Origin of the sequence: Sphingomonas sp. SRS2, from assembly GCF_000971055.1 — a bacterium.
Taxonomy (GTDB): domain Bacteria; phylum Pseudomonadota; class Alphaproteobacteria; order Sphingomonadales; family Sphingomonadaceae; genus Rhizorhabdus.
On the sequence record NZ_LARW01000001.1, the window covers coordinates 1 to 244 of the forward strand.

Consider the following 244-nt stretch of genomic DNA (forward strand, 5'->3'; position numbering starts at 1 on the left):
CGATCCATCCGGGCGCATCTGCGATGTCATTTTCCCAATCGCCGGCAAGGACAAACTGGCGGCGATCATCAAGGAAAGCCAGGCAAAGGGCGCCTTGGATCGGCGGATCTACAAGGTGATGCGGAGGGCATGGGCCAATCATTATCGCCGTATGCTGCCAAGCCTGCTTTCGGCACTGGAGTTCCGGTCGAACAACGCCGTGTGGCGTCCGGTGCTGGCGGCCCTGGACTGGATCAGAAGCAAA

Annotated in this window: 1 protein-coding gene; it reads left to right on the top strand. The window is 59.8% G+C overall.

The annotated features are described in order from the left end of the window. Positions 1-244, top strand: a 244-nt coding sequence (locus WP12_RS00005) for a hypothetical protein (RefSeq protein WP_046191724.1), incomplete at both ends; no start/stop codon positions are given.